This window comes from Bacillus sp. AF23 (assembly GCF_020861455.1).
Taxonomy (GTDB): domain Bacteria; phylum Bacillota; class Bacilli; order Bacillales; family Bacillaceae; genus Bacillus; species Bacillus halotolerans.
In genome coordinates, this window is sequence record NZ_JAJHVY010000037.1 from 125,540 (window position 1) to 149,460 (window position 23,921).

At 45.2% G+C, this 23,921-nt stretch carries 21 protein-coding genes, 3 pseudogenes and 4 riboswitches; of the genes and pseudogenes, 12 read left to right on the forward strand and 12 right to left on the reverse strand.

Going from position 1 to position 23,921, the window contains the following annotated elements; translation table 11 throughout:
- Positions 1-420 precede the first annotated feature (420 nt).
- From cimH to LNN34_RS19970, 3 genes are all read left to right on the forward strand, one after another.
- A complete protein-coding gene (gene cimH, locus LNN34_RS19960) occupies positions 421-1,770 on the forward strand; it encodes a citrate/malate transporter CimH (RefSeq protein WP_044160011.1) in 1,350 nt (449 codons plus the stop codon).
- 123 nt (positions 1,771-1,893) lie between these two features.
- Positions 1,894-3,582: a M56 family metallopeptidase gene (locus LNN34_RS19965; RefSeq protein ID WP_229044327.1), complete on the forward strand. Its 1,689-nt coding sequence runs from the start codon at positions 1,894-1,896 to the stop codon at positions 3,580-3,582.
- 57 nt (positions 3,583-3,639) lie between these two features.
- Entirely contained in the window at positions 3,640-3,843 is a 204-nt protein-coding gene (locus LNN34_RS19970) for a hypothetical protein (protein WP_229044487.1), read from the forward strand.
- A gap of 12 nt (positions 3,844-3,855) precedes the next feature.
- On the opposite strand, the gene LNN34_RS19975 is transcribed toward LNN34_RS19970, so the two are convergent.
- The 5 genes from LNN34_RS19975 to LNN34_RS19995 all read right to left on the reverse strand — a co-directional run bounded on the left by LNN34_RS19975 (position 3,856) and on the right by LNN34_RS19995 (position 8,760).
- Positions 3,856-4,695, reverse strand: a complete 840-nt coding sequence (locus tag LNN34_RS19975) for a polysaccharide deacetylase family protein (RefSeq protein WP_229044330.1) — start codon at positions 4,693-4,695, stop codon at positions 3,856-3,858.
- 99 nt (positions 4,696-4,794) lie between these two features.
- The gene (locus LNN34_RS19980; RefSeq protein WP_229044332.1) at positions 4,795-5,523 is read right to left on the reverse strand and encodes a ZIP family metal transporter; all 729 of its coding nucleotides are present in this window, start codon (positions 5,521-5,523) and stop codon (positions 4,795-4,797) included.
- Positions 5,524-5,633: 110 nt separating this feature from the next.
- A complete protein-coding gene (gene msmX / locus LNN34_RS19985; RefSeq protein WP_059292232.1) occupies positions 5,634-6,731 on the reverse strand; it encodes a maltodextrin ABC transporter ATP-binding protein MsmX in 1,098 nt (365 codons plus the stop codon).
- A gap of 119 nt (positions 6,732-6,850) precedes the next feature.
- The gene (locus tag LNN34_RS19990) at positions 6,851-7,744 is read right to left on the reverse strand and encodes a helix-turn-helix domain-containing protein (RefSeq protein WP_229044336.1); all 894 of its coding nucleotides are present in this window, start codon (positions 7,742-7,744) and stop codon (positions 6,851-6,853) included.
- 179 nt (positions 7,745-7,923) lie between these two features.
- Positions 7,924-8,760: a YitT family protein gene (locus tag LNN34_RS19995; protein ID WP_229044339.1), complete on the reverse strand. Its 837-nt coding sequence runs from the start codon at positions 8,758-8,760 to the stop codon at positions 7,924-7,926.
- Between the two features lie 69 nt (positions 8,761-8,829).
- A riboswitch (guanidine-I (ykkC/yxkD leader) is annotated at positions 8,830-8,932 on the reverse strand.
- Between the two features lie 392 nt (positions 8,933-9,324).
- On the opposite strand from LNN34_RS19995, the gene LNN34_RS20000 reads away from it, so the two are divergent.
- Entirely contained in the window at positions 9,325-9,867 is a 543-nt protein-coding gene (locus LNN34_RS20000) for a DUF4352 domain-containing protein (RefSeq protein ID WP_229044488.1), read from the forward strand.
- 74 nt (positions 9,868-9,941) lie between these two features.
- Here the strand turns inward: LNN34_RS20000 and galE are convergent, their stop codons facing one another.
- Positions 9,942-10,961, reverse strand: a complete 1,020-nt coding sequence (galE, locus tag LNN34_RS20005) for a UDP-glucose 4-epimerase GalE (RefSeq protein ID WP_059292229.1) — start codon at positions 10,959-10,961, stop codon at positions 9,942-9,944.
- A 188-nt stretch (positions 10,962-11,149) separates the two neighbouring features.
- On the opposite strand from galE, the pseudogene LNN34_RS22145 reads away from it, so the two are divergent.
- From LNN34_RS22145 to LNN34_RS20035, 8 genes and pseudogenes are all read left to right on the forward strand, one after another.
- Positions 11,150-11,218: pseudogene (locus LNN34_RS22145) on the forward strand (DUF1453 domain-containing protein); the annotation flags it as partial.
- Positions 11,218-11,577: pseudogene (locus tag LNN34_RS20010) on the forward strand (LuxR C-terminal-related transcriptional regulator); the annotation flags it as partial. The pseudogenes LNN34_RS22145 and LNN34_RS20010, both read left to right, overlap by 1 nt.
- 49 nt (positions 11,578-11,626) lie before the next feature.
- Positions 11,627-12,859 carry a peptidase T gene (gene pepT, locus LNN34_RS20015; protein WP_229044342.1) on the forward strand — a complete coding sequence of 411 codons (1,233 nt, stop codon included), beginning with the start codon at positions 11,627-11,629 and terminating at the stop codon, positions 12,857-12,859.
- A gap of 107 nt (positions 12,860-12,966) precedes the next feature.
- Positions 12,967-13,092, forward strand: a complete 126-nt coding sequence (locus tag LNN34_RS21970; RefSeq protein WP_010332428.1) for a hypothetical protein — start codon at positions 12,967-12,969, stop codon at positions 13,090-13,092.
- 277 nt (positions 13,093-13,369) lie between these two features.
- A pseudogene (locus LNN34_RS20020) lies at positions 13,370-13,648 on the forward strand (hypothetical protein).
- Between the two features lie 129 nt (positions 13,649-13,777).
- Positions 13,778-14,266: an LURP-one-related/scramblase family protein gene (locus LNN34_RS20025; RefSeq protein ID WP_044160021.1), complete on the forward strand. Its 489-nt coding sequence runs from the start codon at positions 13,778-13,780 to the stop codon at positions 14,264-14,266.
- 65 nt (positions 14,267-14,331) lie between these two features.
- Positions 14,332-14,438: riboswitch (SAM riboswitch) on the forward strand.
- An 84-nt stretch (positions 14,439-14,522) separates the two neighbouring features.
- On the forward strand, positions 14,523-15,656 hold the full coding sequence (locus LNN34_RS20030) for a 5-methyltetrahydropteroyltriglutamate--homocysteine S-methyltransferase (RefSeq protein ID WP_229044344.1): 1,134 nt from the start codon (positions 14,523-14,525) through the stop codon (positions 15,654-15,656).
- 68 nt (positions 15,657-15,724) lie between these two features.
- A riboswitch (SAM riboswitch) is annotated at positions 15,725-15,832 on the forward strand.
- 77 nt (positions 15,833-15,909) lie between these two features.
- Positions 15,910-17,049 (forward strand): 5-methyltetrahydropteroyltriglutamate--homocysteine S-methyltransferase, encoded by a 1,140-nt coding sequence (locus tag LNN34_RS20035; protein ID WP_229044346.1) that lies wholly within the window; start codon positions 15,910-15,912, stop codon positions 17,047-17,049.
- Between the two features lie 47 nt (positions 17,050-17,096).
- On the opposite strand, the gene LNN34_RS20040 is transcribed toward LNN34_RS20035, so the two are convergent.
- The 6 genes from LNN34_RS20040 to LNN34_RS20065 form a co-directional block, all read right to left on the reverse strand.
- Complete coding sequence (locus LNN34_RS20040; protein WP_229044348.1) at positions 17,097-18,491, reverse strand: sigma-54 interaction domain-containing protein; 1,395 nt, start codon at positions 18,489-18,491, stop codon at positions 17,097-17,099.
- A gap of 80 nt (positions 18,492-18,571) precedes the next feature.
- Positions 18,572-19,345, reverse strand: coding sequence for a 3-hydroxybutyrate dehydrogenase (locus LNN34_RS20045; RefSeq protein WP_229044350.1), 774 nt, complete (start codon positions 19,343-19,345; stop codon positions 18,572-18,574).
- A 17-nt stretch (positions 19,346-19,362) separates the two neighbouring features.
- Positions 19,363-20,019: a CoA transferase subunit B gene (locus LNN34_RS20050; protein ID WP_024123370.1), complete on the reverse strand. Its 657-nt coding sequence runs from the start codon at positions 20,017-20,019 to the stop codon at positions 19,363-19,365.
- Positions 20,016-20,729 carry a CoA transferase subunit A gene (locus tag LNN34_RS20055; protein WP_044160025.1) on the reverse strand — a complete coding sequence of 238 codons (714 nt, stop codon included), beginning with the start codon at positions 20,727-20,729 and terminating at the stop codon, positions 20,016-20,018. Before LNN34_RS20055 ends, LNN34_RS20050 begins: the two co-directional genes overlap by 4 nt.
- A gap of 24 nt (positions 20,730-20,753) precedes the next feature.
- A complete protein-coding gene (locus tag LNN34_RS20060; RefSeq protein WP_229044352.1) occupies positions 20,754-22,193 on the reverse strand; it encodes a GntP family permease in 1,440 nt (479 codons plus the stop codon).
- A gap of 232 nt (positions 22,194-22,425) precedes the next feature.
- A complete protein-coding gene (locus tag LNN34_RS20065) occupies positions 22,426-23,268 on the reverse strand; it encodes a methyltransferase domain-containing protein (protein WP_229044490.1) in 843 nt (280 codons plus the stop codon).
- 490 nt (positions 23,269-23,758) lie between these two features.
- Positions 23,759-23,860: riboswitch (purine riboswitch) on the forward strand.
- The last annotated feature ends 61 nt before the right edge of the window (positions 23,861-23,921 follow it).

Consider the following 23,921-nt stretch of genomic DNA (forward strand, 5'->3'; position numbering starts at 1 on the left):
CGTCCAATATGATTCAAGATTGCCAGACTGACGAATGGCACGATCTCTAAATGGTTCATATTAAGTACTTTACAACGATCCGCTTCAAAAATAAAGCCCGAAATACCTAAAAAGTCCCACACTATGTGACGGATTATTGTCTATTTTGTTGCTGATTTATGACGGCTGCTAGGATAAATGACCCTTTATTATCGTACATCAATGCCTCGCTTCTTGCGAATAAAATGCTTGACCGGCATCAGCACTCGTTTCTCGGCACTCCGGCACATCCGGAATTTAGTCAAAACGTCTCTTTTCATCTGAATCATAAAGAAGAAACAGTTTGAATAGTAAATTTTTAATATATTAATAATTTCAACTTTTTAGTATACTTAACATAGTGAACAATTTCACTGCAACAAGAATAGGGGAGGTTTTTCAATGGGAGAGCTTCAAACTCAATTGCAATTGCAAACGGATACAATTCACGAAGGGGTTCGAAAAGAGAATTGGTTTGCGAAAGCTATGAATATAAAAGTAGGCATCATACCGCTTCCTGTGTATGTCTTGCTGTTTATATTAATCACTGTTTTTGTAATGCATCACGATGTAAAAAGTGACATCTTGACATCCATTGCCGTCATGGCGTTTTTCGGGTTTACCTTTGCCCAAATCGGAAAATCGATACCGATTGTGCGCTCTATCGGCGGTCCGGCCATCCTTGCTACTTTTATTCCATCTGCTGTCGTCTACTATCACCTTCTGCCAAATGATATTGTCAAATCCACCACAGAATTTACAGAAAACTCAAACTTTCTTTATTTGTTTATTGCCGGAATTGTTGTCGGAAGCATCCTCGGCATGAAAAGAGAAACACTTGTAAAAGCATTTATGAAAATTTTTATACCGCTTATCGCCGGTTCTGTCGCGGCCGCCATTGTGGGACTGGCTGTCGGTACATTGCTCGGACTCGGATTTCAGCACACTCTTCTGTACGTCGTGATTCCTATTATGGCTGGCGGCGTCGGAGAAGGCGCCATCCCTCTGTCCATCGGTTATTCCGATATCATGCCGATGTCTCAAGGGGAGGCGTTTGCACTTGTTCTTCCATCGATCATGCTCGGCAGCCTGTGTGCGATCATCTTAGCGGGCCTGCTCAACAGAATCGGCAAGAAAAAACCGGAATGGACCGGCAACGGTAAAGTTGACCGTTCAGAAGATTCACCTGCGCTGGAGGAATCGCAAAACGGCCAGCACATGTTCAACCTTTCTCTGTTTGCGTCCGGAGGAATCCTTGCCGTTTCCTTGTATTTGGTCGGTATGCTTGCCCACGATTTTTTCGGTTTTCCGGCCCCTGTTGCCATGCTGCTGTTAGCTGTTTTGATCAAGCTGTTCAGACTGGTCCCTGCCTCAATTGAAAACGGCGCGTTTGGCGTGTCCCGCTTCTTTTCAACGGCAGTCACCTATCCGCTGCTCTTTGCAATTGGCGTGTCTATGACGCCGTGGGACAAGCTTGTTGCCGCCTTTAATCTCAGCAATATCATTACGATTCTGTCTGTCGTTGTCACAATGATGACGGTCGGCTTTTTCACAGGAAAATGGCTGAACATGTATCCGATCGAAACAGCCATTATTAATGCGTGCCATTCAGGGCAAGGAGGCACCGGTGACGTCGCGATATTAAGTGCCGCTGAAAGGCTTGAGCTGATGCCTTTTGCCCAGGTGTCCACTAGAATCGGCGGGGCCATCACAGTGTCCTTGACCTTATTGCTGTTACACCAGTTTTATTGATACGCTGCAAGCAAGTTCTTCGTATAACGAAAGAGCTTGCTTTTTTGCATTTCCGTGTTTTTACAAGTTCCTGCCGCATGCTATAGTAATAGTTGGAAAGATTATGATAGAAAGGACTCTAGCATGCCTATGGAAACCAGTCTTTTTCTCTTTATCATTCTCGGGCTGGGCATTCAGCTGATATCAGCCCTTGCAGCAAAGCTTCTTCCGGCATTAGAACTCTGGATTGATATTGTTCTTTGGATCGGTGCTGCTAGCTTTATCTTCTCTCAACAGCCTTTCTTAGATGGCATCGTCTCTCTGGCATTGATGTTCACCAGCTACTGGACCGCATTGGATCTGACTGTCCCCAGCCGTGTTGAAAAACCATCAGGCGAATGGCAGGAAATTGAGCTTGCAAGAGATCACACACGCCTCCTCTCGGACATTGCTCTGACTGTCATTGTGTTTGCGGGCGCTATTATTTTCTTCATTTACGGTCCTGACACCAGTGTTCTAAAATATGTGATCCTGTTCGGTTTCATCTCGGGCGGCGCAGCACTGGCAAAACGCATATTAAATTTTCTAAGTGTAAAAGTCTTTTATTCATCGTCTTTAGAAACATGGCATATCAGTTCACGATATGAAAGCCGCACCTACCCGCTTTCAGACCTGAAAGACATCCGGCTTGAATCGACGGCAGATCTATTAAAGCTTCATCCGCTTTTGACCATGTATTCATCCCGGCTCGATATGACAACAAGCTTTCAGCAAGTCATAAGGCTCTCTCTTCCCGGAGAAACGCTGTTTCTGACCGTGAAAGATCCTGAAAAGTGGAAAGCGATTCTCGGGGAATTTCTAGCTTCCGAAACCAAAGAGGAAACGGTTATTGCTGTCCTGCCGATTTATCATCGAAAAAATGTGAAACGGCTTTTAGGTAAACTTTATTTTGCCGCAAGCGTAAAAGGGATATCTGCTTACGCCATATTGGTGCTCGGTTTATATGCCTTACACGCCTCCCCTTGGGTCATTTCTGGTGCCGTGATGTTGTACTGGGTTTTGAATATGTATCTATCTGACCGGGTGCTGCGGACAGCAATGGATGCCAGGTCTTGTCTGAATACAGACGTTCAGGCAGCGGCAGATAAGATGTTTAGAAAAGCAGGCATTTCGCATGTGGAGATTTACGAAACGGATAGTGATGAATACAACGGCATGGCCGTCGGAATGAATGTAGGAAGATCAATGGTGATTCTGACAAGCGCTACATTAACCCTTCCGCCGCATGTCATTGAGGGTATTCTTGCCCATGAGGCTGTTCATATTAAAAAACGTGATGTGCTGTCCATGCAGCTGTTGCGCTTTTTATACCTTGGGGCAGTCATCGGGATCATTCTTTTACTTGAGCATTACATCGCCCATCCCGGCGCTTACAAAATCGCACTTTGGGCGCTGATCATGGGAATCATCATTCTATTTCAGCTTTATCAGTCATTTTGTTCCCAGTGGATGGAGGTGCGCGCCGATCACATTGGCGCTTCATTGCTGGAGGGCGGATACAGGCAGATGGCCGAATCCTTAAAGATCCTGGCGGTTCGCCAGGATGAAGATCTGCAAAAACAAAACACCTACTGCTCTGATATAGATGAAGACGACGTTAAGGTGAACTCTCTCACCCGGGATAACAGCTGGCTTTTCAGAATCATAGATTTTCAGTTTTCTCCTCATCCGCCTATGTATTGGCGTGTCAGCGCATTGCTTTCAAACAAAGGACACGGCATGGTCAAGCGCTGGCTGAGAGATCGGCTGAAAGAATCCATCTCCCTTAAATGAAACTTTTCAGGCTTCAAAACGTATGAAAAATAACTGTTTAAAGGGGGACGCCATATGATTGTGATTCTTATCGCTTTGATCTTCGGTATGATCGTTATTTATCAATCGGCTCGATCAACCGCTTCAGAAAACCAAGGACGCCAGCGGGCGGACAGCGGTTTTTTCGGATTTTCCGATGGCGATTCCCGCCATGATGGATGCGGCAGTGACGGAGGCTTCGGGGATTCCGGCTGTGACGGCGGAGGGGGCGGCGGCGATTAATCGCCGCCATTTTTATTTCATCGACTCGATATACGCGCCAAATGACGCTCCTGACATTCCCGGGGATACACGTACGCGATGGAGGGCGTACATCCCCTGATCTCTGGAGGCTGCTCCCGGTTCAGTCGTCACTCCCATTTGATAACCGGTTTTTTCAGCGTCCTTCAGGGTATCTTCGTTGTAGCGCCCAACCGGATAGCTGATGATGGCCGTTTGCTGATCGAACATCCTGTCAAACAGCTTTTTTGAATCTGCCATTTCGCTATGCTGCTGTTTTGGCGTTAAACCGTTCAGCTCAAGGTGGTCAATCGTATGGCTTTCAATCGATATGCCATGCTGTGACATTTCCTTCATTTGATCCTCTGTCAGATGATGTTTATGCCCAATCGATTTGCCGATCATAAAAATCGTCGCCTTCATGCCATACTTCTTTAATACCGGATACGCGTCTTTGTAATTATCGGTGTATCCGTCATCAAACGTGATGAGCACACATTTCTCACTCGGCTTCTTGTCCTGAGTCAGCATGAGATACGCCTCTTTTGGGGTTAATGTCTGGTAGCCGTTATCGTGCAGCCATTTCATATGTGCCTCAAATTCTTTCTTTGGCACACGGAGACTGTTGCCTGAAGAGATGCTGTGGTACATCAAAATCGGCAGCTTTGCCGGTTTCTCTGTTTTGATCCATGCGGATGTATCATCTTCTTTTTTCTGTACATGTATTGTCTTTTCTTCCGGTTTCTTTTGTTCCGCTTTTGGCATCTGCTGCTCTGCGATTGCTTCTTTTTCAGCGCAAGCGGCAAGAGTCAAACAACTAGCCAAAAGAAAACTGATTAAGATAAAACGTTTCATCGGTTTCCTGCTTTCTGTCTATTTCTTCCTCCTTTTCATCGGTTGATTTGCGGGATTTTCAAGTGAAAAAACCAGACATGTAGCCATGTCCGGTGCAGATTAGGAAAACTGATTCAAAATCAAAGACGATAAAAGACCAAGAGCAGCAATTAACCCTGTCATCGGACCGCTGTCTTCATACGCCTCGGGCATCATCGTGGATGCAACCATTGCGATGATGCCTCCGCCCGCAAAAGCGGCGATTGCCGACATCATCTCCTCAGGAGCGCCATCGAGGACGTAATATCCTGACCATGAGGCAAAAATAGAAATCATCAATACCGCCGCCCAAAGCAGCAAGATTTTCGCCTTTGAATATCCGCTGTTCTTCATGCCGTCCGTACTGGACAGCCCTTCAGGTATATTGCTGATAAAAATCGCAATCACCAAAAGGAAGCTGACGGATTGTTTTTCAAGAAGGCTGGCTCCAATCATAATAGATTCGGGGACAGCATCCATGATGGTGCCGATAAAAATCGCGATCCACCCGCCGCCTGCAGCTGCTTGTCCCGATCTTTTTCTTTGTGACGCGCCTCTTTTCGAAACCGCGTAATCAAAAAGGGTAAACACGACAGCGCCTGCTATAAATCCGGCTCCTGTCGAGACAATTCCGCCATCCTTCACCGCGTCCTCAAGAAGTTCATAGGCAGCAGCGCCGATTAATACCCCTGTGCCAAAAGCCATGATATAACCGATGATACGCTTGCGAATCGGGAGAAACATAGACGCCAGCGCACCCAGCAAAACAGCAGAGCCGGAAATCCCGCCCCACATCGCCGCATTCCACATTTCTATCTCTCCTTTCTACAAACCACTACCCGCCGCGGTTTTTGCTGTAAACCTTGAGATAGAGAGGGAATGCAAAAAACCGGACATCGCTCCATGTCCGGTTCTCCAGCTTAACGGATTCTGATTTCAGTTTCACTGTCAAAGAAATGCCCTTTATTCATATCAAACGCAACTGTCAGCTCATCCCCTGACTGAATATCGAGACGGGCGTCGATCCTCGCAATAAAATCCTGGTTATCGATTTGCGAATAAATCATGATCTCAGACCCCAGCAGCTCCGCAACATTGATTTTCGCTTTAATTGAAGAGCTCTTGTACGATTCCACGACAATCAATTCATCATGAATATCCTCAGGGCGGATGCCGAAAATGACTTCTTTGCCAATGTAGCCTTTTTCACGAAGCACCTTCATTTTCCCCTCCGGCACGCTCAACACGGAAGAACCGATTTTGATTGTGCCGTCAGACAGCTTCCCTTTGAAAAAGTTCATCGCTGGTGACCCGATAAAACCGCCAACGAATACATTTTCAGGGAATTCGTAAACATCCTTCGGCGTCCCGATCTGCTGGATTTTGCCGTCCTTCATAACCACAATCCGAGTCGCCATCGTCAATGCTTCTGTCTGATCATGCGTGACATAAATCGTGGTGGTTTGCAGCCTCTGGTGGAGTTTAATAATTTCCGCTCTCATTTGCACCCGAAGCTTTGCATCCAAGTTTGACAAAGGCTCATCCATCAAGAATACCTTTGCATCCCGCACGATCGCCCTTCCCAGCGCAACCCGCTGTCTCTGCCCGCCTGAGAGCGCTTTAGGTTTGCGGTGCAAATATTCTTCCAGCCCGAGAATTTTAGCGGCTTCCTCCACTCTTTTTTTGATTTCAGGCTTGGGCATTTTGCGGAGCTTCAGTCCGAATGCGATATTATCGTATACCGTCATATGCGGATAGAGCGCGTAGTTCTGGAACACCATCGCGATATCCCTGTCCTTTGGCGCCACATCATTTACCCGTTTTCCTCCAATATAAAAATCGCCTTTCGAAATTTCCTCAAGTCCTGCGACCATCCGCAGTGTCGTTGATTTGCCGCAGCCGGACGGGCCGACAAATACGATAAATTCCTTATCCGCAATGTGAAGATTAAAGTCGTCTACCGCCGCTTCCTTCTGATCATAATATTTATAAATGTGCTCCATCCGCAATTCAGCCATCTAACATCCCCCTTTGTTATTGTAAACGCTTTCTTAAATCAAGTGTATCAGCTTTTATCCGACACTGAAATGGGCAGCATTCATAAAATCACACGGCCGTTTTCGTGCATATTTCCAGTTTATTCTGAACCTTCGCTTTGCAGGCAGATAAAATACGCAAGCAGAGCGCCTGTATATGTTTTAATGTCTATTCCTGACCACTCGATAAATTTATCAATCCGGTACTGCAGGCTGTTGCGGTGCAGATGCAGTTTTTTCGCTGTTAATGTCACGTTTGAGCTGTTTTCGATAAACAGCTTGATTGTTTTTCTCAGCTCAGGTTCATTTTCAAATAATAGCTCGGCTTCTTCACTAAGCAGTGATTTCAGCTGTTCCTTTTCTTCCTCCAATAATAAAAAAGGGAACATGATATCAAACGTCACACGCTGAACCTGCGGCAGCCGCTTTTCAGCGAATAGAAAATACGTTTGTTCACGGGCATAATGTTTTCGTAAGCGCTCATCTGTTTCATAAAACCTTCCAGCGTAAAAACGGACACTGAAGTAGAAATCACTTTCAAGAACCCTGGCGAGCGACTCCAATTCGTCTTTCCCAGCTGCCGCTTCACTTTCCTGCTCCACAATCACGCCTCTGTCCTCATGCATCCAAACGATCACAAAAGACACCGGCCAAAAATGGCGCATCGCTTCCGCAAATGATGCCCGTTCAGTTTTGCCGATCAAATGAAAATGAATGAACCTTGTCCTCTTCTTGATATTCGGCGGCACTTCTCCTTGCGAGAATAGAAACGCAAACCACCTGTTTTCTTCCGGCGATTTGAGAGACATGTGATCTGCCTCTTCCGCTAGCGTTAAAAATGACTGAAGCAGCAATGCCTCCTTTTGGCTGATCTCCGTTTTTGGGATCGAGATATATTTCTGACTGTTTTCATCAAAAAAACACAAGCAGTCTTCCTTTGTACAAAGCTTGTCAGACACAATCGAACCGGGATAAATAGCCACCAGCGACTTCATATGGTCTCCTCTCCTATGTAAGGATATGTATTTTCAGTATAAGGCGAAATGCACATGTTCTCCAGCTTCTTTTCGTATTAGATGGCCCTCTTTCGTTTACAGCAACGGCAATAAAGCGCGATACAGAAGCAATGGTTCTAAACAAATAGATCCCTCTGCGTCTGCGCAGAGGGACCTCCTTATTTTGAAATATCCACAAACCCTTCACCAAACACATCGCGCACATCATGAACGATCACAAACGCTTTTTTGTCACAGCTTCTGATGATTTTCTTCAGCATAGAAAGCTCCTGTTTGTTAATGACGATATACAAAATCTCTTTTGACTCGCCCGTATAGTTTCCCTTTCCTGATAAAATGGTGACGCCCCGGTCCATTAGCGTATTAACCCGCTCGGCAATTTCACCTTTATTTTCCGATATGACAGTAATTGCTTTTTTCGTATTCAATCCTTCAATAATGAAGTCCATCACTTTTGTTCCGATATACAGCATCACAATCGTAAACATCATTTTTTCCGCACCAATAATAAAATAAGAGCTGAAGACAACAATTAAATCAAAAAAGAGCAGGGCGTAACTGATATTCCAATCTAAATATTTATTGGCAATTCTGGCCAGAATGGCGGAACCGGCTGTTGTGCCGCCGACCCGAATGATCATGCCGATCCCGACACCCGCAAACACCCCTGCGAAAATCGTGTTAATGATCAGCTCATCAGACGGTGTGCTCCACCCGTGTGTCAAATGCAGAAAAAGCGAGTTTGCTGCCACGGCGATAATCGTATAAACCGTGGTTTTCCCGTCGAGAAATTTATATCCGATCAATAGCAGAAAAGCGTTTAATATAAAGTTTGTCACCCCGGGAGACCAATGAAACACATAATACAAAATCAGCGTAATCCCCGTAACGCCGCCTTCCCCAAGGTCATTGGGGATCGCGAATAAATTCACAGCAAGCGCGAAGAAAAAAGCGCCAATCACGAGCATCAGCACATCAAGCATTTTCTTTTTCATCACAGAACACTCCTTCTTCAGATAGTATCAACAAAAAAACCCAGGAGTACGCTCTCGCAAAAGAGCAGAAACTCCTGGGCTTTTATCCCACCGTGTCATAACAGCCAGACTGTTATGTGTTTTCTCTCGGTCACAGGCCAATATGCATTGCGGAACCCTAGAAAACCAATGTTTTAGCATATCCTTTTCACTTTCCAATATTAGCATTATAAGGGACTGAGCAAATAGGTTCAAGGGGTTATTTACGGAGATTTAAGTGCAAGTTAAAATTCAAGAAAATACAAATTAGCTATTAACATATGAATCATACAGACGATAAGAAAATAAGCATATATTTTCACAAGAAAATATAGCTAACAATGATAAATAATATAATAAATTGATAATTTTGTATTGACTAAGTGAAATAATATAGGCATTATAGTACATATGTTTTGTGTATTTAATGACATAGGAGGAAATATAATGGCAGGAAAACTAGTCCCATGTAAAGCTTGCGGTCAAGAAATTGCAAAAGGTGTAAAAAAATGTCCTAACTGTGGTAAGGATCAGCGTAACTTTTTTATGAGACATAAAATTATTACGTTTATTCTGGCAGTTGTTGTCATCATTATTATCGGTAATGTTATTGGCGGCGGAGGCGATTCAGAAGCCACTTCCAAAACATCAAGCAACAGCAAAGCTGAAACTGAAAAAACATACAATATCGGTGATACTGTTAAGACTGAGAAAACTGAAGTGACAGTTACAAAAGTAGAAGACAGAGATTCTGTTGGCACTCAATATATTGAAAAGAAAGCATCTGATGGAGGTACTATTGTAGCTGTTCAATATACAATTAAAAACGTATCCAAAAAGCCGATAAGTTCTTTTTCAATTCCAACTGCTAAATTGGTTGATGGTGATGGCACTTCTTATGATTCTGATATTGATGCTTCTTCAACCTATGCAACTGAGACAAAAGTTGATAACTCTAAAATATTGAGTGATCTAAATCCTAATATTAAAGTAACAGATGTGAAAGCTTTTGAAGTCGACAAGGAAGCTTATGCAAAAGGAACTTGGAAACTCAAATTCAGCAATGATGTGATTGTGAAAATCAAATAATAGCAGACAAGGGTGCCTTAACAGGCACCCTTTTTCTCTAAAAAAGGCCTTCTCTGTTGAGAAGGCCTCCATTCTTATTTCAGACTCTTGTACCCATTCACATTCGAAGACTGCCATCTCCAAGAATCGGCACACATTTCTTCAAGGCCTCTTTTTGCCTCCCAGCCCAGTTCCCGCTTGGCTTTTGCAGGATCTGCGAAGCAGGTTGCAATGTCTCCGGGGCGTCGGTCCGCAAATTGATACGGAACCTCTTTCCCTGATACTTTTTCAAAGGCTTTGACCATTTCAAGCACACTGTAGCCCGTGCCTGTTCCGAGGTTGTATGCATCAGCTCCGGTGGAGTTCAATACTTTTTCCAGCGCCTTGACGTGGCCTTCTGCGAGATCGACGACATGAATATAATCGCGTACGCCTGTCCCGTCTTTGGTCGGATAATCATTTCCGAATACGCTTAACTGCTCCAGCTTGCCAACGGCTACCTGTGCCACATATGGCATCAGGTTATTTGGAATGCCGTTCGGATCTTCACCGATTCGTCCGCTCGGATGCGCGCCGAATGGATTAAAGTAGCGCAGCAGGGCAACACTCCACTCATTGTCAGCCGTATGCAAATCACGCAAAATTTGTTCAAGCATGAGCTTCGTCTGTCCATAAGGATTTGTTGCACCTAATGGAAAGTCCTCCGTAATCGGTGACGTTTCCGGTACGCCGTATACCGTTGCGGAAGAACTGAATACGATTTTCTTAACGCCGTATTTCTCCATGATTTCACATAAAATAAAGGTTCCCGTGAGATTGTTATGATAATATTTGAGCGGAATCGCAACAGACTCTCCGACTGCTTTTAACCCCGCAAAATGAATCACAGCCTCAATCTCGTTTTCTGCAAAAACCGAATCTACCGCTTCCCGATCCAATAGATCCGCTTCATAGAACGTTAACTCTTTTCCTGTAATCTCTTTGACACGATTCAGCGCCTCAGCTGAACTATTGGACAAATTATCAAGAACGACAATCTCATAGCCGCTGTTCAATAACTCCACACATGTGTGGCTTCCGATGTACCCGGCGCCGCCTGTAACAAGTATTGCCATGATGTAAACCCTCCTAAAGAATGTATTGCTTATTATTATAAAGTTTTCAGAAGCTCTCTACATCCATTTTCAAGAAGTTTAATCGTTTATTAATGATTTCTTCATATTTCATCTTAAACCCTTGCGATTAATTCGGTAGATTTTTCAGCGAGAATACGCCCTTTTATTTTTTATAGAACTGCCCATATATTTTTATTGTATTTATTCTTATTATTATATCGATGTACCGGGAAAGAACTGTAAAGCCCGGGAAACTGCAGGCGCAGTCGGTTACCTGCTGAAGGACACGCTTCCTGAAGAACTGATAGACGCCATTCGGGCTGCCTTCAGAGGCAAAGCGATTTTCCGCACAGTCACAGCCGCTAAAATCATCACTGAGACATTCCGCGCAAAGCAACAGCCTCATGCTGAAGAGCTGGCAGAGCCGTTTACCAAAGGAGAGCTTGAGGTTCTTCAGCAAATGGCCTATGGCTTGAGAAATGAGGATATTGCCGACAAGCTTTTTGTCAATGAAAGCACCGTCAAAACCCATGTGCATCGAATTCTGCAAAAATGCAATGCCCAAGACCGGACTCAGGCAGTCGTTTTTGCCATTCGAAACGGCATTGTGAATTAGATATCTCTCATCCCGGCATGGTAGAATAAAACAAAGGAGATGATTGGAAATGAAAGAAGAAATCATTGAACGGTTTACTACATACGTAAAGGTCGACACACAGTCCGATGAATCCGTCGACACTTGCCCTTCCACACCCGGCCAATTGACGTTAGGAAACATGCTTGTCGATGAATTGAAGTCAATCGGCATGCAGGATGCAGCCATTGATGAAAACGGCTATGTCATGGCGACCCTTCCTTCCAACACTGACAAAGACGTGCCGACGATCGGCTTTCTCGCCCACGTCGACACCGCCACAGACTTTACCGGCAAAAATGTAAATCCGCAAATCGTTGAAAGCTACGATGGAAAAGACATCACGCTCAACGAAAAGCTGCAGGTCATCCTATCGCCTGATCAATTCCCTGAACTGTCGGGCTACAAAGGCCACACCCTGATCACCACAGACGGTACAACCCTTCTCGGCGCTGACAATAAGGCTGGCATCGCCGAAATCATGACAGCCATGGATTATCTCATCAAACATCCTGAAATCAAGCACGGCACCATCAGAGTTGCATTTACACCTGATGAAGAAATCGGCAGAGGCCCGCACAAATTTGATGTTGGGCGATTCAATGCCTCCTTTGCCTATACGGTTGACGGCGGCCCGCTCGGTGAGCTTGAATATGAAAGCTTCAATGCAGCCGCGGCGAAAATCACGATCAAAGGCAACAATGTACATCCCGGCACGGCAAAGGGCAAAATGGTCAACTCTGCGAAGATCGCAATGAAGCTGAACAGCATGCTGCCGGCAGATGAGGCACCTGAATATACAGAGGGCTACGAAGGCTTCTATCACCTGCTTTCCATTCAGGGAGATGTAGAAGAGACCAAGCTCCACTACATTATCAGAGACTTTGACAAAAACATCTTCCAAAACAGAAAAGAAACCATGCAGCGCATCATTGAAGAGCTCCAGAACGAATACGGACAATATCGCATTCAGCTTGATATGAACGATCAATACTACAACATGAGGGAAAAAATTGAGCCTGTCATCGAAATCGTCAATACTGCCAAACAAGCGATGGAAAACCTCGGCATCGAACCGAAAATCTCTCCGATCCGCGGCGGCACGGACGGTTCGCAGCTTTCCTATATGGGACTCCCAACGCCGAACATCTTTACCGGCGGAGAAAACTTTCACGGCAAATTTGAATACATCTCAGCCGACAACATGGTCAAAGCCGTAAATGTCATCGTTGAGATTGCAAAGCTGTTTGAAGAACAGGCGTAAGCTGAGAAACCAGTCCAAAAAAGGACTGGTTTTTTTGCGTGAAAATGAAACATTTTAAAAGCTCTGTCCGTAAAACAACTATCAACGGATGAGGAGGAAATGCAAAGATGAAGAACACAATTGCCGCAAAAAGCCTGTTCAAAAAATGGATGATTTCCCGCCCGCTCAAAATGCAAACAAAACGATCAAATCCATTTAAAAAAATAAGAAGAATGTTCAAACGCTTTTTCTGACCCTTCGCCGGACTCCCCTCAAATCAGCCAACCAGTCCAAATTCCCGCCCAAATGCTCCGTAGTTTGGGTTTTTTGTGTTCAATTCCTCAAAATAGGGTATACATCAAACAAAGAAGAACACATTATCCATATATAGTTAATTTGAATTACAGAAATTTAGGTTAAAAGTTATATAAAGGAATTCATTTTAACGTCGATAGTAACTATAGAACCAATCAAAAGGAAAAACACCAGCTTAATGTAAGACTATTTTCAGGTCATGGGCGAAAAGAATTTTTGAGGAACACACATTTATTATTATTGGATTTAGAATTTTTTGAATACTTTTAGACGTTTTATCCGTACAATAGAGAATACCAAAACTTTTTTTGGGAGGTATGTAAAATGATCCTATTTATTATCATCGCATTATGTGGCTATCTTCTCTTTTCATTCAGCAAAGACAATAGACGAAAACCGCAAAAGACAAGCCCTCTTCCTGCACCCGTTCCTCATCATAATAACCTAATCGACCTTGACGCCATCCGCCAAAAACGCCGGATGCATCTTTCCTAATTCTATATTTCAAACGAAAAGGCTGCTGAATGATGCAGCCTTTTAAAATTGTGTTGAGATAGAGCCTGAAACCTTTTTATCCTCTATCCGTAATTTCATATAAGGCAAATCCAAAAGGAGACTTCAGCAATGATCGATTTATTTATGAAACAAAAAATGTTCTCGCTTAAAGATGCATTTCACATTTATGACCGTGATGAACAAGAGAGATTCAAGGTCGAAGGGCGGTTCTTTTCGTTAGGGGACTCATTGCAATTGACAGATTCATCCGGAAAAACGCTCGTTTCCATTGAGCAAAAAGTGATGTCATTTTTGCCGCGATACGAGATTTCAATTGGTGGGAAAACGGTTTGTGAGGTAACGAAGAAAGTAACGTTTTTCAAACCGAAATTTGTGATTTCCGGCCTTAACTGGGAAATCGATGGTGACTTATGGAGGGATGAATTCCAGCTGACGGACGGAGAAAATGTCCGGATGTCAGTGAGCAAGAAGTGGCTCAGCTGGGGTGATTCCTATCACTTGCAGATTGCAAACGAGGAAGATGTTCTGATTTGCACTGCCATCGCTATCGTGCTTGATATGGTTTTATATAACGATGAAGATGAAAGTATTTTCTAAAAAGCATTGACAGTTGATCCAAAAGTAATAATATTAAGATAATTAATATGTAAATATGAAGTTATACCTTATCAAGAGAGGTGGAGGGACTGGCCCTATGATACCCGGCAACCGCTGTTTTATACAGAATGGTGCTAAATCCTTAAGAACATCGCGTTCTTGCAGATGAGGCAGAGATTTGATCATTCAAGCTCTTCCTTACACAAAGGAAGAGCTTTTTTCATGCAGCAAACATTTTAGAAAAGAGGCGAATGATATGGCTCAACAAGTAAACCTTGCTTCACATAAATCAGAAAAACAGAAGAAAGCTCCTTTCCGCGCCGATCATGTCGGCAGTTTATTACGATCCGCCCCAGTAAAAGAGGCGCGGCAAAAACAAGCGGCAGGCGGGATCACGGCAGAACAGCTTCGTGATATTGAAAATAAAGAAATCACCCGCATTGTCGAAAAGCAAAAGGAAATCGGCCTAAACGTCGTAACCGACGGAGAGTTCCGCCGTTCTTGGTGGCATTACGATTTCCTGGAAGGGCTCGACGGAGTGGAAGCGTTCATCCCCGCTGAAGGAATTCAGTTCCATAACGCGAAAACAAAAGCACGCAGCATCAGAGTGACGGGAAAACTTGATTTTACGAGCCATCCAACGCTTGCCGATTATCAATTTTTACATGAGATTGCCGGTGACGCGACACCAAAGCTGACGATTCCGAGTCCAAATATGCTGTTTTTCGGTGAAAAAGCTGATCAAGGCGTGTATTCCGATCAGGAGGAATATTTTCATGATCTGGCCCAGGCGTACAAAAAAGCGATTAACGCTTTCTATGATGCGGGCTGCCGCTATCTTCAGCTCGATGATACGTCATGGTCTCTCTTCTTTGAAGAAAAAGGCAGAGAGGTTGTCCGTGCCCTCGGCGGTGATCCGGAAACATTGCCTGCGTTGTTTGCCAAAACGATTAACGATGCAGTGGCGGACCGTCCTGACGACTTAACGGTCACGATGCATATCTGCCGCGGCAACTTCCGCTCGACTTGGGCCGCATCAGGAGGCTATGACGCTGTAGCGGAAACGATTCTTGACGGTTTAGACCTTGACGGCTTGTTCCTGGAATACGATGATGACCGCTCCGGAAACTTTGACCCGCTTCGCTTTGTCAAACGCAAGGATCTGCAAATTGTCTTAGGCTTGATTACATCCAAATATGGAGAGCTTGAGGACCCAGAGGATGTCAAACGCCGAATCAGCGAAGCTGCGCGCTTTGTCAGCTTAGATCAGCTTTGCTTGAGCCCGCAGTGCGGTTTCGCTTCAACAGAAGAAGGAAACCTTTTGACTGAGGAGCAGCAGTGGGCGAAGCTCCGTCATGTGGCCGACATTGCCAATGATGTGTGGAAATAATCTATCATTGACAGAAAAGAGAAATGTGTGAATAATAGATACTATCAGAAAATTTCATAAAAAGGTTTTCCTTATCAAGAGAGGTGGAGGGACTGGCCCTGCGATACCCGGCAACCGCTGTTTAACAGAATGGTGCTAAATCCTTTAGAGCAGATTTTTGCTCTTGAAGATAAGGTTGAGATTGTTCACGCAAGCTCTTCCTTATCCAAAGGAAGAGCTTTTTTATATTCGAATGGAAAGAAGGAATGAACACATGTCACAGCAAACAACACCCGCAGAACAAAAACAATCGCTTCAGAGAAAAAAAACGCCGTTTCGCGCGGATCAAGTCGGAAGCCTGCTGAGATCTGAGCCCGTCAAAAAAGCGCGGCTGAAAAAGGCGGCCGGCGAAATCACTGCCGAACAGCTTCGCCAGATTGAAAACGATGAAATCATCCGCATTGTGGAAAAACAAAAAGAAACCGGCCTGAACGTCGTGACAGACGGGGAATTCCGCAGAGCGTGGTGGCATTTTGATTTCCTTGAAAATCTGGATGGCGTTGAGCCGTTTATACCTGAACAGGGTATCCAGTTCCATAATGTGCAGACAAAAGCACGCGGCATCAAAGTAACAGGCGATATTGATTTCTCAAATCACCCAATGCTCGAAGATTACTCATTTTTACATGGCATCGCTGGTGATGCAACGCCAAAAATGACAATTCCAAGTCCGAATATGCTCTTTTTCCGCGGCAGATTGGAAAAGGATGCATACAAAAACGATTATGCTCTTTTCCAGCATGATGTATCAAAAGCGTATAAAAAAGCGATTCAAGCGTTTTATGACAGAGGCTGCCGCTACCTCCAGCTTGATGATACGGCATGGGCTGTTTTCTTATCTGAAAAAGGCTTGAAACAAGTGGAAGCATTCGGAACAACGCCTGACGAGCTTCGCCAGCTGTTTGCGAAGTCAATCAATGACGCAATTGCCGACCGTCCGGATGATATGACCATTACCATGCATATTTGCCGCGGCAACTTCCAGTCCACTTGGACAGCTGAAGGCGGTTATGATGCGGCGGCGGAAACCATTTTTAACGGCTTGAATCTGGACGGGCTTTTCTTAGAGTATGATGATTCACGCTCAGGCGGATTCGAACCGCTCCGTTATGTGAAACGCTCTGATCTTCAGCTTGTCCTAGGCTTAGTGACATCTAAATTCGGTGAGCTTGAACATCCGGACGACGTGAAACGCCGTATCGAGGAGGCTTCCCGTTATGTCAGCCTAGATCAGTTGTGCCTGAGCCCGCAATGCGGATTCGCTTCGACTGAGGAAGGCAACAAGCTGACCGAGGAACAGCAATGGGCGAAGCTGCGCCATGTTGTTGAGATCGCTAACGATGTTTGGAAATAAGGAACAGAAAAACACACTTGATTCCCGGGCGGGGCAAGTGTGTTTTTTTATGCCTGCTCAATTTGATAGGCTTTGCATTTTTCATATAAGCTTGTTTTTCCTATGCCTAATAGCTTTGCTGCCTTTATTTTATTGCCGTCTGCTGCGGCAAGCGCCTCGATGATCGCGTTTTTTTCCGCCTCAGCGATTGTCTCTTTTAATGGACGTATAGATTGATATTCCCGGATTTTGATTGTTCTTTGGATGGGTTGATCTTCAGGAGCCAGATTCAGGTGTTTCGGTTCGATTCGTTTGCCGTCGAGGACGTTGACAGCCCGTTCTAAGACATTTTCCAATTCTCGTATGTTTCCCGGCCAAGAATAGCTCTGAAGCACTGCAATTGCTTCTTTAGAAAGCTCCAAGCCATCAAAGCCAAATTTCCGTTCAAGTTTTTTTAATAGAAGCCCCGCGATCGGCACAACATCCTCTATGCGCTCTCTTAGGGACGGGATTTGAATTTTGATCACATTCAGTCGGTAATAGAGGTCTTGCCGGAAGTCTCCTTCCCGTACCATTTCTTCGAGGTTTCGGTGTGTCGCCGCAATCACTCGTACATCTATTGGGATCGGGCTTCTTCCGCCGATCCGCTCTATCTCTTTCTCCTGCAGTACGCGAAGGATTTTGCTTTGCATATGCAGCGGCATATCACCTACCTCATCAAGGAAAATGGTTCCTTGATGCGCAAGTTCGAATTTTCCTTTTTTCCCGCCTTTTTTTGCCCCCGTAAAAGCGCCGTCTTCGTATCCGAACATTTCTGATTCAAACAAATGCTCTGGGATCGAGGCGCAGTTGACGCGCAGAAAGGGAGCATACCTGCGGCGGCTGTTCTGATGGATGGCGTGGGCAAACAGCTCTTTTCCCGTGCCTGATTCTCCTAAAAGCAAAACGGCCGATTGGCTGTCAGATACCCGTTCAGCCAGCCGTTTCGCTTCCATAAAGAGAGAGCTGTTTCCGATCAAGTCGCCAAAGTGGTATTTACTGAAAAGCTCTTTTTCGTATCTATTTTTGTAGTAATTGAGTTCATTGAGGAGTGGTTTAATTTTTCTTGAATAATCCATCCATTCCTGCGGATTGCGGAACATAACGGTTCCGACCGCTCCTACAAGCTGCCGGTTCACATAGAGCGGATACCGGTTGGCGATCATTTCGCTGCCGTTAATCGGATGAATAGCGGCAGCCTCTGTCCGCCCCGTCTTTGCCACGATGTGCATTCTCGAGTTTTCAATCACGTCCTGAACGGGTTTTCCTATCGCTTCTTCCCCTGTTTTTTTAAGAAAGTCACAGTACGCCGGGTTGATATAGAGAATTTTCCCCTCATGATCAACCACAACAATACATTCCGCCGCAAGGTTGATGATTTCATCCAGCCATTCAAAGGGTAATTCTTTAATAGAATGTTTCATCTCCCTGTCGCTCCCGTCACATTTTGTAATCGCTTTCAACCTTATGATAAACGAGAGCCTCCTATGAATACAAGAATCTATTATTGAGCTGTGTAGCCTCCATCCAGCACGACCGCCTGCCCTGTGACGCCTTTCGCCTTTTCACTCGCCAAAAAGACGGCATAATCAGCAATTTCTTTAACCGAGAGAAGACGTTTTTGCGGCACAAGCGGAAAAATCACCTCTTCCAGAACCGATTCATAGGGAACATGTCTTGTTTTAGAAAGATCACTGAGCTGATTGCGGACAAGCTGTGTGTCCACATATCCCGGGCAGAGTGCATTCACCGTAATCCCGTGGGGCGCGCCTTCCAGCGCCCCCACCTTTGTCAGCCCAATGACGCCATGCTTTGCGCTGTTATAAGCGGCTTTTCCCGCAAACCCCACCAGTCCGTTCACAGACGCGATATTGATGATCCTGCCGAACTGCTGTTTTTTCATAAGGGGAAAGACATGTTTCATTGCGATGAATGGCGCGGTCAGCATGACGCGAATAAGCTGTTCAAACCGTTCTGTCGGAAACTCTTCAATCGGCGCGACATGCTGCATGCCTGCGTTATTCACCAAAGTATCCAAACGTCCGTATCGGGTCTTGATAGTATGGACGATATCAGCGATTTGCTCTTCCTTTGTCACGTCACATGGAATGCCCGTGGCGCTAAAGCCTTTCTCGTTCAGCTTGGCGGCGGCCTCATCGCACGCTTTTGGATTTAGATCTGAGATAATGACATCGGCGCCTTCCCGGGCGAATTCCTTTGCGATTTCAAATCCGATTCCCCCGGCTGCGCCTGTCACAAGAGCGACTTGTTTTTTCATGTCATACACCTTCCCGCTCAAGATTTTTGCCGAATGACTGACTGGCTCACGGCGAAGTCAGCTTCAGTTTTCTCATATACCTCTTCCAGCGTGACGCCGTCCTGGAGCTCAGTCAGTGTCATATGCCCGTTATCAAAATCAAAAACAGCCAGATCAGTAATCAGCCGATGAACGACTTTCTGTCCTGTCAGCGGGAGGGAGCATTGTTTTTTCACCTTCGATTCCCCATGTTTATTGACGTGCTCCATGATGACAACGATTCGCTTAGCCCCGTTGACCAAGTCCATAGCGCCGCCCATTCCCTTCACCATTTTCCCCGGAATCATCCAGTTCGCCAAATCCCCTTGCTCAGAAACCTCCATGCCCCCAAGGATGGCCAGGTCGATATGCCCGCCTCGTATCATCGCAAAGGATTCCGCGCTGTCAAAATAGGATGCGCCTGTTACGGCGGTGATCGTTTCTTTCCCCGCATTTATCAGATCCGGGTCTTCCGTTCCTTCCAGCGGATACGGGCCGATCCCGAGCAAACCGTTTTCTGATTGAAGCATCACATGCACGCCCTCCGGTATCTCATTTGCGACAAGTGTCGGCATCCCTATGCCAAGATTGACGTTCATACCGTCTTTTATTTCCTTTACAGCACGTTTGACCATTCGTTTTCTGGCTTCCTTCATTGTGCCGCCTCCTTTCCCTTCGCTTGCTGAACGGTTCGTTTTTCAATCCGCTTTTCATGTGTGCCGAGCACAACATGCTGTACGTAAATACCAGGCGTGTGGATGTGGTCGGGATCAAGCTCTCCCGCCTCAACAATTTCTTCTGCCTCAGCAATTGTGATCTTTCCCGCCATGGCGGCAACCGGATTGAAGTTTCTTGCCGTTTTCCGGAAAACTAAATTTCCCATGGTGTCCGCTTTCCACGCTTTTACAATGGCGACGTCCCCAGTAATTCCTTTTTCTAACACATATGTGCGTCCGTCAAAGGTTTTATGCTCTTTCCCGTCAGCGATGGTGGTTCCGACGCCTGTGGCTGTATAAAATCCCGGTATGCCTGCTCCTCCTGCTCGGATTCTTTCAGCGAGTGTCCCTTGGGGAACCAATTCCACTTCCAATTCTCCGCTTAAAAATTGCTTTTCAAAAATTTTGTTTTCGCCGACGTAGGAGGCGATCATTTTTTTGATTTGCTTGTTTGCCAGCAGCAGGCCGAGCCCCCAATCATCAACTCCGCAATTATTGCTGACGACGGTTAAATCCTTTACCCCTTTATCCCTTATCGCCAGAATGAGCTGCTCGGGTATTCCGCACAGGCCGAATCCGCCCGCGATCAGTGTATCCCCCTCCCGAATGAGTTCTGCGGCTTCCTTACTCGATGACAGCACTTTTCCCATATCTGATTCCCCTTTCGTTTTGTCCTATACAAGGCCCGTCAAACTGTAAATCGCGATAATCACAAATACGGCGGCGGTTTTGATGAGAGTAATCGCAAAAATATCCCGATACGATTGGCGATGGGTCAGACCCGTCACAGCCAGCAGGGTGATCACCGCCCCATTATGCGGAAGCGTATCCATGCCTCCTGACGCCATCGAAATGACCCGGTGCATCACTTCAGGCGGTATGTGATAGATCTGAATCGCTTTCAAATATTGATCAGACATCGCGCTTAACGCGATTCCCATTCCCCCTGAGGCCGATCCGGTGATCCCTGCCAGCGTTGTTGTCGTCACAGCTCCGTTTACAAGCGGATCCGTAAACGTATGTGAAATGCCGCTGCTCAGCTTATGAAACCCCGGCAGCGCAGCAATGATGCCGCCGAAACCATACTCGGCGCCTGTATTCATCGATGCAAGCAAAGCGCCGCCGATCCCTTCATTCAGCCCTTCCTTTAGCTGTCCAAACACTTTTCTCCAATCAAACAGAATGGTTGCGATGATTCCGATCAGGAGGGCCAGCTCCACTGACCAAATGGCAACCGCGGAGGAGATATCAAGTTTCCCGAACTCTCCCAATCCTATGGCGGAAAAATCAAATTCATTCGGATACCATTTGGGAAGGAACGTGGTGAAACATTTATTCATCACACCAACGAGAATAAGAGGAACAAAAGCGAGTGCGTGCCGGACCTTACTGGTGTCAGACTCTAAGACCGGCCGGCTTTGTTCCGGGGCAAGATCAGATGGCTCACGCGCGGCAGAAATCTCCGATTGAAAACCGGCGTAACCTTCGCCCGATTTCTCTGCTTTTTTGCGCCTCGATTCCAAGTAGAGCATACCCGCAGCCAGCACAAACACCGCACCGATCATACCAAGCCAAGGGGCGGCGTAAATGTCTGTTTTGAAAAACGTCGTAGGAATCACATTTTGGATTTGCGGTGTACCCGGCAGTGCATCCATTGTAAAGGTAAATGCCCCGAGAGCAATCGTTCCCGGTATGAGGCGCTTCGGGATGTCAGCTTCTTTGAACATATTTTTCGCAAAGGGGTATACAGCAAAGACGACAACAAACAGGCTGACTCCGCTGTACGTTAAAATGGCGCTCATCAATACGATAGCGAGTGTTGCTCGTTTCGCACCGACCAGTCTGACAATAGTCTTCGCAATGGAAGCCGCCAAGCCGGACATCTCGACAACCTTTCCGAAAATGGCGCCAAGCAGAAATACTGGAAAGTACAGCTTAATAAACCCCGCCATCTTTTCCATAAATATGGTTGAGAAAAAAGGAAGCACAAAGCTTGGATCTGTCAGCAGCACAGCAAATAAGGCGCAAATCGGAGCAAACAAAATGACTGAAAATCCCCGATAGGCGACAAACATCAGCAAACCCAAAGCCAAAAGAATAATCATAATGTCCACAAACATCCCTCTTTTCCGCTTGTCTGAGAAAAGGAAAGCGTTTACAAAATATCCCCTCCCTTTCCGTCATTTCTCATGCAAGTTCTGTGCCAGTTGCCAGAACACCATTTCAAGCCTTTCCCTTTCCATATTTACGGAAAATGCGAGATAACTATTCCAATCCGGTGGAAATTTCCGTTTTTGCGGAAAACAAGAAAGGAAAGCTCCTTTTTTGGGAGCTTTCCTCTATCACTCATATCGTTCCGATTAATACATCGACATCAACTGTCAGCTGAGCCGATTCCATTTTTCTAAACTGGTTGATGTTTTCAGCCGATGCGGACCAGGCTAACGGTGTCATGTTCAGAAGCCATTCTATGCCTTGCTGATGAAGCGTTTTGATATAGCGCAGCCTCATCAGATGATCGAGCTGAAAATGTGTTGTAAAGCGCTCAATTGCAGGGGTATTGGAATAGGTTTGTCTATCTGAATCTGCGTATAAAACTCGCCTTAGTTCTGTTAAATAATCCTTTTGAGGAACAACCTTTATAACCAAACCATCTTTTTTCAGCAGTCTGTGAAACTCTGCATAATTTGAAGGTGAGAAAATCGATAGAATCACATCAAATTGCCGGTCTTGAAAGGGCGCATTAGCTACATCGGCTACGGCCCACAGCTTTCCGCCACTATTTTTTGAAGCCCGTAAAATGCCATCCTTGGCAATATCAATCCCAATTCCGTGAACTGTTTTCTTCTCTTGAAGCAGATCGCAAACCGCTTTCAGATGGGTCCCCTCACCGCATCCGCAGTCTAAAATGGTTAACGTCTCTTTTTCAAACTTCCGGTCACTGATCAAGTCAGCTATTGCCTGATGAAGCGGTGCAAAAAAATGATACTCTGCCATCAGCCGGCTTCTTGCTTCGAAAAGCCCCGCCCGATAGCTGCTTTTGACCGGCTTTGTCAGGAAATTCACGTACCCATGCCGGGATATATCAAACGTGTGCCCGCTCGTTAAACAAATCAAACTTTTCCATGATGTGACTTTCATAGAAGAATCACAAATCGGGCATCGAAATTGAGAGACAAATTGATTCATATAAGCAGCATGCTTCTTTATGTTTGACACAAAAAACACCTCATTCATTCGTTTTTTAAATAAATGAAAAAGGCATAGACAAATAAACCTGGACCTATCTAACTTTTTGGCCAGGTCTGGAAAGTCGTCTATACCTGTCATTATCTATAACGAATGAATTGAATAATCATAAAAAAGAACTCCTTTTTGCTGCATAGAGGGTTTCCCCGCTATTATGATACATCAATCATCCAGAAATAGGAACCAGATTCTCAACGACAGGCGGCTGCCCGAACTCCTCACCAGCCGATGGTCAGCATGTATTCATTTCATCACCTATTCCTCTTGACGTGCCTGTGATGATGAAATGCTTCATTTCTGATCACAATTTCAGCATAGCAATCCAATATGATTTTCCTTTATTTTCTCGACTTCGAAATATAAATTTATTATTTTGAAAATAGTTAAAAAGGTTGATTTTCAAAAAGTGAAAGGATAAAATACTGCTATCATCTTAGAAAAAAGACATTCTTGTATATAATCAGTAATATGGTCTGATTGTTTCTACCTAGTAACCGTAAAAAACTAGACTACAAGAAAGTTTGAATAAATTTGAACGAGTTGAAAAGGACAAGTTCTTTTCTGTTTGCTCTTATTTTTCACACTTTCTGCAC

Excerpts from the sequence above, each read along its gene's own strand:
- cimH (WP_044160011.1), top strand. The coding sequence starts at position 421 with ATGGGAGAGCTTCAAACTCAATTGCAATTGCAAACGGATACAATTCAC.
- LNN34_RS19965 (WP_229044327.1), top strand. The coding sequence starts at position 1,894 with ATGCCTATGGAAACCAGTCTTTTTCTCTTTATCATTCTCGGGCTGGGC.
- LNN34_RS19975 (WP_229044330.1), bottom strand. The coding sequence starts at position 4,695 with ATGAAACGTTTTATCTTAATCAGTTTTCTTTTGGCTAGTTGTTTGACT.
- LNN34_RS19980 (WP_229044332.1), bottom strand. The coding sequence starts at position 5,523 with ATGTGGAATGCGGCGATGTGGGGCGGGATTTCCGGCTCTGCTGTTTTG.
- msmX (WP_059292232.1), bottom strand. The coding sequence starts at position 6,731 with ATGGCTGAATTGCGGATGGAGCACATTTATAAATATTATGATCAGAAG.
- LNN34_RS19990 (WP_229044336.1), bottom strand. The coding sequence starts at position 7,744 with ATGAAGTCGCTGGTGGCTATTTATCCCGGTTCGATTGTGTCTGACAAG.
- LNN34_RS19995 (WP_229044339.1), bottom strand. The coding sequence starts at position 8,760 with ATGAAAAAGAAAATGCTTGATGTGCTGATGCTCGTGATTGGCGCTTTT.
- LNN34_RS20000 (WP_229044488.1), top strand. The coding sequence starts at position 9,325 with ATGAGACATAAAATTATTACGTTTATTCTGGCAGTTGTTGTCATCATT.
- galE (WP_059292229.1), bottom strand. The coding sequence starts at position 10,961 with ATGGCAATACTTGTTACAGGCGGCGCCGGGTACATCGGAAGCCACACA.
- pepT (WP_229044342.1), top strand. The coding sequence starts at position 11,627 with ATGAAAGAAGAAATCATTGAACGGTTTACTACATACGTAAAGGTCGAC.
- LNN34_RS21970 (WP_010332428.1), top strand. The coding sequence starts at position 12,967 with ATGAAGAACACAATTGCCGCAAAAAGCCTGTTCAAAAAATGGATGATT.
- LNN34_RS20025 (WP_044160021.1), top strand. The coding sequence starts at position 13,778 with ATGATCGATTTATTTATGAAACAAAAAATGTTCTCGCTTAAAGATGCA.
- LNN34_RS20030 (WP_229044344.1), top strand. The coding sequence starts at position 14,523 with ATGGCTCAACAAGTAAACCTTGCTTCACATAAATCAGAAAAACAGAAG.
- LNN34_RS20035 (WP_229044346.1), top strand. The coding sequence starts at position 15,910 with ATGTCACAGCAAACAACACCCGCAGAACAAAAACAATCGCTTCAGAGA.
- LNN34_RS20040 (WP_229044348.1), bottom strand. The coding sequence starts at position 18,491 with ATGAAACATTCTATTAAAGAATTACCCTTTGAATGGCTGGATGAAATC.
- LNN34_RS20045 (WP_229044350.1), bottom strand. The coding sequence starts at position 19,345 with ATGAAAAAACAAGTCGCTCTTGTGACAGGCGCAGCCGGGGGAATCGGA.
- LNN34_RS20050 (WP_024123370.1), bottom strand. The coding sequence starts at position 20,019 with ATGAAGGAAGCCAGAAAACGAATGGTCAAACGTGCTGTAAAGGAAATA.
- LNN34_RS20055 (WP_044160025.1), bottom strand. The coding sequence starts at position 20,729 with ATGGGAAAAGTGCTGTCATCGAGTAAGGAAGCCGCAGAACTCATTCGG.
- LNN34_RS20065 (WP_229044490.1), bottom strand. The coding sequence starts at position 23,268 with ATGAATCAATTTGTCTCTCAATTTCGATGCCCGATTTGTGATTCTTCT.